Origin of the sequence: Flavobacterium croceum DSM 17960 (assembly GCF_002917885.1) — a bacterium.
GTDB lineage: Bacteria > Bacteroidota > Bacteroidia > Flavobacteriales > Flavobacteriaceae > Flavobacterium > Flavobacterium croceum.
This window is the reverse complement of record NZ_PQNY01000093.1, coordinates 1-1113: the sequence shown is the minus strand read 5'-3', so window position 1 is coordinate 1113 and position 1113 is coordinate 1. Positions and strand designations below refer to the sequence as shown.

Annotated in this window: 2 protein-coding genes; both read right to left on the bottom strand. The window is 30.8% G+C overall.

Annotated elements, in window-relative coordinates; all coding sequences use genetic code 11:
* Nucleotides 1–228: 228 nt before the first annotated feature.
* The gene (locus Q361_RS13610; protein ID WP_103727260.1) at nucleotides 229–663 is read right to left on the bottom strand and encodes a hypothetical protein; all 435 of its coding nucleotides are present in this window, start codon (nucleotides 661–663) and stop codon (nucleotides 229–231) included.
* 9 nt (nucleotides 664–672) lie between these two features.
* Nucleotides 673–978: a hypothetical protein gene (locus Q361_RS13605; protein WP_103727259.1), complete on the bottom strand. Its 306-nt coding sequence runs from the start codon at nucleotides 976–978 to the stop codon at nucleotides 673–675.
* Between the last annotated feature and the right edge of the window lie 135 nt (nucleotides 979–1113).

The following is a 1113-nucleotide window of genomic DNA, read 5'->3' as shown; positions in this document are numbered from 1 at the left end:
GAAAAAACCACGAAGTTGAAACATTCATAATTTTTTCTTTAATAAACCAGGAAAAATTTCTTCCGGAATTTTTCCGCGTATAGCAGGCAACGTTTCTCGGCTTTGCGATGTGGCGGATTTTCAGCACCGAAGTTACTAAAAATTCCTGAACTTTGATTAAGCACTTTCGTTTCAAAAAAAGCACGTAACCCGCCATATCGCAAAACCGATGTTGGTGGCTGGTTATATTTAAATTTCATTATTCCATCTTGGTATTTTACCATAAATTTCTAAATGTTTATGTAAAATTTTATTTTCGATTACTTTCGGACAATCTATGTATTTTTCGTCGTGAGTTACATACCAATAAATGTCTAAAGCTTCAATTTTTTCAAATTCCATAACGGTTTTCCACGAATTTCTTCTTGGTTGTCCAAATTGTTTTCCGTTTACTAATCTATCTTTTATACCTCCAATTCCTGCTTTTCTAACAAATAAAGTTCCATCTTGTTTTATTTCGCCTGAACGACCAATATAAACAAGTTCAATTTTTCCGTTTTTTAATGCGTAAATTAAATAAACTCCACTTTTGTCAGTTGGTGCATTACAAACTTCTCTTAATTTGTCAGTTGGTTTAAAGAAAAAATGGTTGTTATTTTTATATTTAGTTAATTCGTCAAACATCTTTTTGAATTATAAGTTATTTTTAAAATTATCAAGTATTACTTTATTTGGACTATTAAATAATGCAAAGATATTGTCAGAATTTGCAGTTGAAACAGCATTAATTTTTACTTTTTCTCCACTTTCAGTTAAAGTGATACTGATTTCGCCCCAAACTGTCAGTTTTTTATAATTTGCTGTGATTTGGTTCAATACACTATTTGTATTAATTGAAGTAAATTCTCCTTTTTTAAGAGCATTTTCAACTTTTGCCTTTAAATCTTCCAAAGTTCCGTTTACTTCAAAATTTTCTTCTTTACTTTTTCTTATTGCCATAATATTGTTTTTTGCGTTTCGTTCGGATTAACTTGCCACCAACGTTGGGCGGCTTGGAGCAGAAGCGAAGCCAGCGAACGAATTAATTTCTGTTAAAGATAAACATTTTCGTGAAAAACGGACTTCAATTTAAGA